Source organism: Streptomyces sp. NPDC059695 (genome assembly GCF_042733785.1).
Classification (GTDB): domain Bacteria; phylum Actinomycetota; class Actinomycetes; order Streptomycetales; family Streptomycetaceae; genus Streptomyces.
The window spans coordinates 1-8,699 of the sequence record NZ_JBHWFF010000028.1 but is presented as its reverse complement, the minus strand read 5'-3'; the positions used below and the strand labels follow the sequence as shown (position 1 = coordinate 8,699).

Below are 8,699 nucleotides of genomic sequence, written 5' to 3'. Positions count from 1 at the left end.
CCGACGCCCTGGCCCGCACCGACATCTCCGACCGCGCCCTCGCCGCGCTGCGCGCCGGCCGTCACCACCCCACCCGTCCCCCAGAGGGAGGCCGACGACATGACCACCGCACCACGCACGGGAATCTGGCTCATCGGCGCGAGAGGCTCCGTCGCCACCACCACCGTGGCCGGCTGCGCCGCCCTCGTCGCCGGACTCCACCCGCCCACCGGCATGGCCACCGAGACCCCCGAACTCGCCGCCGCCGGCCTCCCCCCGCTCGCCTCCCTGGTCTTCGGCGGACACGACACCACCGACTGCCCCCTCCCCAAACGCGCCGAACAGCTCACCACCGCCGGAGTCCTCCCGCACGGCCTCGCCCACGCCGTCACCACCGAACTCGAAGCCGCCGACCACGAGATCCGCCCCGGCGGACCCGCCCCCGGCGACACCCGCACCGACGAACAGCTCATCACCGCCTTCACCGCCGACCTGACGGACTTCCGCCACAGGATTGGCCTGGACCGCGTCGTGGTCGTCAATGTGGCCTCCACGGAGCCGGCGTCGGGGGGCGCCGGGCTCCCACCCAGCAGCCTCTACGCCGCAGCGGCACTCCGCGCCGGCAGCCCGTACGTCAACTTCACCCCCTCCACCGGCCTGCGCCACCCCGCCCTCGCCGCACCCCTCGCCGCGAGCGGACTGCCCCACGCGGGCCGCGACGGAAAGACCGGACAGACCCTCCTCCGCGCCGTCCTCGCCCCCATGTTCCGCCAGCGCGCCCTGACCGTACGCGCCTGGTCCGGCAGCAACCTCCTCGGCGGCGGCGACGGAGCCGCCCTCGCCGACCCGGCGGCCGCCGCCGCCAAGAACGCCGGCAAGGAACGCGTCCTCACCGACACCCTCGGGACCACCGTCGAGGGCCAGGTCCACATCGACGACGTCCCCGCCCTGGGGGAGTGGAAGACCGCCTGGGACCACATCGCCTTCGACGGCTTCCTCGGCACCCGCATGATCCTCCAGACCCTCTGGCAGGGCTGCGACTCGGCCCTCGCCGCCCCCCTCGTCCTCGACCTCGCCCGCCTCACCGCCCGCGCCCACGAGACCGGCCGCACCGGCGCCCTCCACGACCTCGCCTTCTACTTCAAGGACCCCGAAGGCACCCCACCGTCCGCCCTCGCCGACCAGTACCACCGCCTCCTCTCCTTCGCCCGGACCCTCGGCACCACCACGGACGACGAGCAGGGGAGCGTCCCCCTCGCGGGCGGCCGCCTCACGGACGGCCCCCTCGCGGGCGGCCCTCTCACGGACTGCCCCCTCGCGGGCGAGGGCCCCCGGTGAGCGGACGCCCCCGCGCCCGGGGGACGGCACGCGCCTGGGCGGAACTGCTCCGAGTGTCCGCGCTGGTCTCCGTACCCGGCGACGCCCTCGCCGGAGCCGCCACCGCAGGCGCCCGCCCCGGACGCGGCACGCTCCGCGCGATCGGCGCCTCCCTCTGCCTGTACGAGGCGGGCATGGCCCTCAACGACTGGGCCGACCGCGAGGAGGACGCCCGCGAACGCCCCCACCGCCCCCTGCCCTCCGGCCGCGTCGCCCCCGCCGCCGCCCTGGCGGCCTCGGCCGCCCTCACCCTCGCGGGCCTCGGCCTCGCCGCCCGCGCGGGCCGCCCCGCCCTCGCGACGGCCACCGCCCTCGCCACCACCGTCTGGGCCTACGACCTCGGTCTCAAACACACCCCGGCCGGCCCCGCCACCATGGCCACCGCCCGCGCCCTCGACCTCCTCCTCGGCGCCGTCGCCTCGACGCCCACCCCCACCCCGACGCCCACCACCGTCCCGTCCGCCGCCGTCTCGACCGCTGCTGCCCCTGCGACTGCCACTGCCGCCGCCACCACCGGCCCGTCCCCGCATCCCGCGCGGGCCCTCCCCGCCGCGGCCCTGCTCGGCGCCCACACCTACGCCGTCACCGCCGTCTCCCGCCACGAGACCCGGGGCGGCTCCACCCGCACCCCCCTCGCGGCCCTCGCCGTGACCCTGGCGGTGGCCGCCGGGGCCTCCGGCGCACCCCGGAGCCCGTTCGGCCCCCTGCTCGCCCTCGCCTACGCCCGCACCCCCGCCACCCGCCTCCTGCACGCCGCGCTCAACCCGTCGGCGGCGCTGACCGAACGGGCCGTCGCGGGCGGGATCCGGGCGACGATCCCGCTCCAGGCCGCGCTCGCCGCCCGAGGAGGCGCACCGGGGACCGCGCTCGGGCTCCTCGGTCTGATCCCGGCGGCCCGCGCCCTCGCCCGGAAGGTGAGCCCCACATGAGCCCCACCCTCCCCGCCCCCCGCCCCCTCCCCGCCTCCCGCCCCCACCACCCCGCTCCCGCCCCCCTCCCCGCCCCCCGTCCCAGCCACCCCGCTCCCGCCCTCCGCCTCGGCTACGGCACCAACGGGCTCACCGACCTCCGTCTCGACGAGGCTCTCGGACTCCTCGCCGACCTCGGCTACGACGGGGTCGGGCTCACCCTCGACCACATGCACCTCGACCCCCTCGCGCCCGATCTCGCCGCCCGCACCGCCCGGGTCGCCCGGCGCCTGGGCGAACTCGGACTCGGGGTCACCGTCGAGACCGGGGCCCGGTACGTCCTCGACCCCCGCCGCAAGCACGGCCCGTCCCTGCTCGATGCGGACCCGGAGGACCGCGCGGCCCGCACACGGCTCCTGCTCCGGGCCGTGCGGGTGGCCGCCGACCTCGGCGCCCACGCCGTGCACTGCTTCAGCGGCACCCTGCCCGCCGGCACCGCGCCCGACGAGGCCTGGAAGCGGTTCGCCTCCTCGCTCACCCCCGTCCTGGAAGCCGCGGAAGCCGCCCGCGTCCCCCTCGCCGTCGAACCCGAACCCGGCCACCTCCTCTCCACCCTCGACGACTTTCACCACCTGCGCGGACTCCTCGGCGACCCCCCTTCCGCCGTCCTCGGCCTCACCCTCGACATCGGCCACTGCCAGTGCCTCGAACCCCTCGCCCCCGCCGACTGCGTCCGCGCCGCCACCCCCTGGGTCCACCACGTCCAGATCGAGGACATGCGACGCGGCGTCCACGAGCACCTCCCGTTCGGCGACGGGGAGATCGACTTCCCGCCCGTCCTGGCCGCCCTCACGGAACTCACCGCGGCCGGCTATCCGGGACTGACGGTCGTCGAACTGCCCCGGCACTCCCACGCCGGCCCCGAACTCGCCGGCTCCTCCCTCTCCTTCCTGCGCCAGGAGTCCCCGGCATGCTGACCGACACCACCCGCGCCTGGCTGGACTCCGCCCTCACCGAGGCCGCCACCGGCACCTCCGCCTGGGAGCCGTCCTTCGTGGCCGCCGGACGCCACTGCGGCCCCGCGCACGCGGACGAGGTCCGCACCCGCCTCCTCCGGGCCGCCGGTGCCGGGCCCGACACCCTCACCCGCCTCTACCACCACGGCACCGCCGCCGAACGCCGCGCCGTCCTCCTGGCCCTCCCCGCGCTCGTCACCGGCCCTGAGGCCCTGCCGCTCGTCGAGGACGCCCTGCGCACCCACGACACCACCCTGCTCGCAGCCGCCCTCGGCCCCTACGCCGCCACCCACCTCACCCCCCACGCCTGGCGCCACGCGGTCCTCAAGTGCCTCTTCACCGCAGTGCCCGTCACCGCCGTCGCCGGTCTCGCCGAGCGCGCCGCCGGCGACACCGAACTCGCCCGGATGCTCACCGACCACGCCGCCGAACGCACCGCCGCAGGACGCCCCGTCCCCGCCGACCTGTCCCGTGTCCTCGCTCTCACCGCCCCCGCCGAGGAGTCCTGATGCGCATCTTCGACCCGCACATCCACATGAGTTCGCGCACCACGGACGACTACGCGGCGATGCACGCCACCGGCGTCCGCGCCCTCGTCGAACCCTCCTTCTGGCTCGGACAGCCCCGCACCTCGCCCGCCTCCTTCCTCGACCACTTCGACGCCCTCCTCGGCTGGGAGCCGTTCCGCGCGGCCCAGTACGGCATCGCCCACCACTGCGCCCTCGCCCTCAACCCCAAGGAGGCCAACGACCCCCGCTGCGCCCCGGTCCTCGACGAGCTGCCCCGCTACCTCGCCAAGGACGGCGTCGTCGCCGTCGGCGAGATCGGCTACGACTCCCTGACACCCGCCGAGGACACGGCGCTCGCCGCCCAGCTCCAACTCGCCGCCGACCACGGCCTGCCCGCCCTCGTCCACACCCCGCACCGCGACAAGCTCACCGGTCTGCGCCGCACCGTCGACGTCGTCCGGGAGTCCGCGCTCGCCCCGGACCGCGTCCTCCTCGACCACCTCAACGAGACGACGGTCAAGGAGGCTGCCGACAGCGGCGCCTGGCTCGGCTTCTCCGTCTACCCCGACACCAAGATGGACGAGGAACGGACCGTCGCGATCCTGAAGGAGTACGGCACCGGCCGGGTCCTCGTGAACTCGGCCGCCGACTGGGGGAGGAGCGACCCCCTCAAGACCCGGGCGGTCGCCGACGCCATGCTCGCCGCCGGCTTCACGGACGACGACGTCGACCAGGTCCTGTGGCGCAACCCCGTCGCCTTCTACGGGCTCAGCGGCCGTCTCCACCTCGACCTCCCCACCCCGCCGGACCTCCACGAGGGCAACTCCGTCCTGCGCGGCGGGGAGTGAGGCGCCCGGATGCGCTTCCGGCACCCCGACGGCTCCACCGTCCACCTCGCCTACTGCACGAACGTGCACCCGGCCGAGACCCTCGACGGCGTCCTTGCCCAGCTCCGCGACCACTGCGAGCCGGTCCGCCGCCGCCTCGGCCGCGACCGACTCGGCATCGGCCTCTGGCTCGCCCGTGACGCCGCGCGCTCCCTGACCGCCGATCCCGCCTCGCTCCGGGCCCTGCGCGCCGCACTCGACCGCCGGGGCCTCGAAGTGGTCACCCTCAACGGCTTCCCCTACGAGGGCTTCGGCGCCGACGAGGTCAAGTACCGCGTCTACCAGCCCGACTGGACCCGGCCCGAACGCCTCGCCCACACCACCGACCTGGCCCGCCTCCTCGCCGCGCTGCTCCCCGACGACGTCACCGAGGGCTCCGTCTCCACGCTGCCGCTCGCCTGGCGCACCCCCTGGACCGCCCGGGCCGCCGCCACCGCCCGCACCGCCCTGACCACCCTCGCCGGCCGCCTCGACGCCCTGGAGGAACTCACCGGGAAGAGCATCCGCATCGGCCTCGAACCGGAACCCGGCTGCACCGTCGAGACCGTCGCCGACGCCGTCGCCGCCCTGACCGCCCCACCGGGCCTCCCGAACCCCCGGATCGGCGTCTGCGTCGACACCTGCCACCTCGCGACGTCGTTCGAGGACCCGGGAACCGCCCTGGCCTCGCTCGCCGCCGCCGGCATCGGCGTCCCCAAGGCCCAGCTCTCCGCCGCGCTCCACGCCGAACACCCGCACCTCCCCGAGGTCAGGGCGGCGCTCGCCGCCTTCGCCGAACCCCGCTTCCTCCACCAGACCCGCACCAGGACCGCCGCCGGACTGCGCGGCACCGACGACCTCCCCGAGGCCCTGGCCACCCCGTACCACGGCCCCGGTACGGGATCCGGCACCGGATCCGGCCTCCCCGACGCGACGCCGTGGCGCGCCCACTTCCACGTGCCCCTGCATGCTCCCCCCGCTCCTCCGCTCGCCTCCACGCTGCCCGTCCTCCGGGACACGCTCGCCCTCCTCGTCGGCGGCCCGCACCCCCGCACCCGCCACCTGGAGGTCGAGACCTACACCTGGCAGGCCCTCCCGCCCGACCACCGGCCCCGCACCAGGGCCCGGCTCGCCGACGGCATCGCCGCCGAACTGACCCTGGCCCGCGACCTGCTGACCGACCTCGGCCTCAAGGAACTGCCATGACCGACCTTGGCATCAGGGAACTGCCATGACCGACCTCGGCCTCAAGGAACTGCCATGACCCACGAGCGCCCCACCCCCCTCCTGGTCCTCGACGTCGTCGGTCTGACCCCACGACTCCTCCCGCACATGCCCCACCTGGCCGCCCTCGCCCGCGCCGGATCCCAGGCCCCGCTCTCCACCGTGCTGCCCGCCGTCACCTGCACCGCCCAGACCACCTTCCTCACCGGCACCCTCCCCGCCGAACACGGCATCGTCGGCAACGGCTGGTACTTCCGGGAACTCGGCGACGTCCTCCTGTGGCGCCAGCACAACGGCCTCGTCACCGGCGACCGCCTCTGGGACGCCGCCCGCCGCGCCCACCCCGGCTACACCGTCGCCAACATCTGCTGGTGGTACGCCATGGGCGCCGACACCGACATCACCGTCACCCCCCGTCCCGTCTACTACGCCGACGGACGCAAGGAACCCGACTGCTACACCCGGCCCCCCGCCCTCCACGACGAACTCACCGAGAAGTTCGGCACCTTCCCCCTGTTCCAGTTCTGGGGCCCCGGCGCCGGTCTCGCATCCAGCCGGTGGATCGTCGACGCCACCCGCCACGTCCTCCGCACCCGCCGCCCCGACCTCGCCCTCTGCTACGTCCCGCACCTCGACTACGACCTCCAGCGGCACGGCCCCGACGACCCCCGCTCCTTCCGGGCCGCCGCCGAACTCGACACCGTGCTCGCCCCGCTCCTCGCCGAGGCCAGGGCCGAGGGGCGCACCGTCGTCGCCCTCTCCGAGTACGGCATCACCCGTGTCGACCGGCCCGTCGACATCAACAGGGCCCTGCGCCGCGCCGGCCTCCTGGAGGTCCACACCCAGGACGGGATGGAGTACCTGGACCCCATGACCTCCCGGGCCTTCGCCGTGGCCGACCACCAGATCGCCCACGTCTACGTCCGGCGTCCCGGCGACCTGCCGGCCGTCCGGGAGGCGCTCGCGGACCTCCCGGGTCTCGACACGCTCCTCGACGACGACGGCAAGAAGGAACACGGCCTCGACCACCCGCGCTCCGGCGAGCTGGTCGCCCTCGCCGAGTCCGACGCCTGGTTCACGTACTACTACTGGCTCGACGACGCCCGCGCCCCCGACTTCGCCCGGCTCGTCGAGATCCACCGCAAGCCCGGCTACGACCCCGCCGAACTGCTCATGGACCCGCTCGACCCGTACGTCCGGATCAGGGCGGCCAAGGAGATCGCCCGCAAGAAGCTCGGCATGCGCTACCGGCTCGCGGTCGTCCCTCTCGACCCGTCACCTCTTCGCGGCAGCCATGGCCGCCTCCCCACGAGCGAGGACGAAAGTCCGCTCATTCTGTGCTCCACCCCCCGCGCCGTAAGCGGCCGCGTCGCGGCCACCGATGTGAAGAACCTGCTGCTCAGGCTGGCCGGAGTCGCATGAGGCCCCGACCGGATTCCAGTGAAGCAGACCCCGACGACAGCCAAGGAGTTATCCACAGATGAGTCGCATCCGACGCACCGCCGCCACCGCCGACCCCGAACTCACCCACCGGCTCAGCAGGCGCGACATGCTGGGCGTGGCCGCCGGCGCGACCGCCGCCGCCCTCCTCGGTGCCGCGGCCCCCGCCGCGGCCGCGCAGGGACAGGGAGCGGAAGAGGGGAAGGGGCACGGCCGCCCCGTCCTGCCGCCCGGGCGCCTCGGCATCCAGCTCTACTCGCTGCGCGACAAGGTCGCCACCCTCGGCTTCGCCGCCGTCTTCGCGGAGCTCCGGAAGTACGGCTACGACGAGGTCGAGTACGCCGGGTACGAGCAGGGCGCCGCCGGACCGCTGACCCTCGCCCAGCTGAAGCGCCTCACCCGCGACCACGGGCTCCGGGCCATCGGCAGCCACGTCGGCTACTACGCGAGCGACCCGGCCGCGTACACCTTCGCCCAGAACCTCGACCGGGTCCTCGACGACGCGGCAGCCCTGGGCCTGCCCCACATCGGCACCGCCTCCGGCCCCTGGCGCTACGGCTCCACCGTCGACGGCTGGAAGCGCTGCGCCGAGGAGTTCAACCGCTTCGGCGCGGAGGCCCGGAAGCGCGGCATGAAGTTCTACCAGCACAACCACTCGGAGGAGTTCTCCTTCGCCACCGACCGCCCCGACGTGCGCCTCTACGACGTCCTCCTCGCCGAGACGGACCCCGAGCTCGTGCACCTGGAGATGGACATCTTCTGGGCGTACGTCGGGCAGTACCGCTACTCCGTGCGCCCGGACGGCACCCCCGCGCCGTTCGACCCGCTCGACTACGTCCTCGCCCAGCCCCACCGCTACCCGCTCTTCCACGTCAAGGACGGCGACCGCGACGACTCGGCCGTCCCCTACGGCTACCGCATGACCGACGTCGGGGACGGCGACATCGACTACCGGCGGTTCATCTCGGCGGTCAACCGCACCCACCACGGCAGGAACGCCCACCACTGGCAGACCGAGCGCGACAACCCCGTCGACTCCCTCACCTTCGCCCGCAGGTCCAGCGAGCACCTCCACTCCCTGCGCGAGAAGGGCCGCTGACCCGCACCACCCCGGTCGTCACCCTGCGCGCACGGGGGTGAGCGCCGCGTGCGCGGGGTGGGGCGGTCGCCGCCCGATCACGGCCTCAGGGGCCGTCCCACCCCACTGACCATGGGAAACGCTGGTGAAAGGCACCTCGAACCCCTGGTAGAGTTATCTCTGTCGCCGCGAGGGAAACCCCGGAGCGACAGACACCTTGTCCGGGTGGCGGAATGGCAGACGCGCTAGCTTGAGGTGCTAGTGCCCTTTATCGGGCGTGGGGGTTCAAGTCCCCCCTCGGA

The 8,699-nt window shown here is 74.7% G+C and carries 8 protein-coding genes; all 8 read left to right on the top strand.

Annotation, left to right across the window (positions count from 1 at the left end):
- Positions 1 to 99: 99 nt before the first annotated feature.
- Genes ACFV2S_RS28885 through ACFV2S_RS28850 form a run of 8 tightly spaced genes read left to right on the top strand, consistent with a single transcriptional unit; the run spans position 100 to position 8,418 of the window.
- A complete protein-coding gene (locus ACFV2S_RS28885; RefSeq protein ID WP_385565024.1) occupies positions 100 to 1,317 on the top strand; it encodes an inositol-3-phosphate synthase in 1,218 nt (405 codons plus the stop codon).
- On the top strand, positions 1,287 to 2,285 hold the full coding sequence (locus ACFV2S_RS28880) for an SCO3242 family prenyltransferase (protein WP_385565223.1): 999 nt from the start codon (positions 1,287 to 1,289) through the stop codon (positions 2,283 to 2,285). The genes ACFV2S_RS28885 and ACFV2S_RS28880 overlap by 31 nt, the downstream gene beginning before the upstream one ends.
- Positions 2,282 to 3,241 (top strand): sugar phosphate isomerase/epimerase family protein, encoded by a 960-nt coding sequence (locus ACFV2S_RS28875; RefSeq protein WP_385565022.1) that lies wholly within the window; start codon positions 2,282 to 2,284, stop codon positions 3,239 to 3,241. The genes ACFV2S_RS28880 and ACFV2S_RS28875 overlap by 4 nt, the downstream gene beginning before the upstream one ends.
- Complete coding sequence (locus ACFV2S_RS28870) at positions 3,235 to 3,789, top strand: EboA domain-containing protein (RefSeq protein WP_385565019.1); 555 nt, start codon at positions 3,235 to 3,237, stop codon at positions 3,787 to 3,789. Before ACFV2S_RS28875 ends, ACFV2S_RS28870 begins: the two co-directional genes overlap by 7 nt.
- Complete coding sequence (locus ACFV2S_RS28865) at positions 3,789 to 4,637, top strand: TatD family hydrolase (protein ID WP_385565016.1); 849 nt, start codon at positions 3,789 to 3,791, stop codon at positions 4,635 to 4,637. Before ACFV2S_RS28870 ends, ACFV2S_RS28865 begins: the two co-directional genes overlap by 1 nt.
- 9 nt (positions 4,638 to 4,646) lie before the next feature.
- Complete coding sequence (eboE, locus tag ACFV2S_RS28860; RefSeq protein ID WP_385565013.1) at positions 4,647 to 5,861, top strand: metabolite traffic protein EboE; 1,215 nt, start codon at positions 4,647 to 4,649, stop codon at positions 5,859 to 5,861.
- Positions 5,862 to 5,915: 54 nt separating this feature from the next.
- The gene (locus ACFV2S_RS28855; RefSeq protein ID WP_385565010.1) at positions 5,916 to 7,301 is read left to right on the top strand and encodes an alkaline phosphatase family protein; all 1,386 of its coding nucleotides are present in this window, start codon (positions 5,916 to 5,918) and stop codon (positions 7,299 to 7,301) included.
- A 58-nt stretch (positions 7,302 to 7,359) separates the two neighbouring features.
- On the top strand, positions 7,360 to 8,418 hold the full coding sequence (locus tag ACFV2S_RS28850; RefSeq protein WP_385565008.1) for a sugar phosphate isomerase/epimerase family protein: 1,059 nt from the start codon (positions 7,360 to 7,362) through the stop codon (positions 8,416 to 8,418).
- Positions 8,419 to 8,699 lie beyond the last annotated feature (281 nt).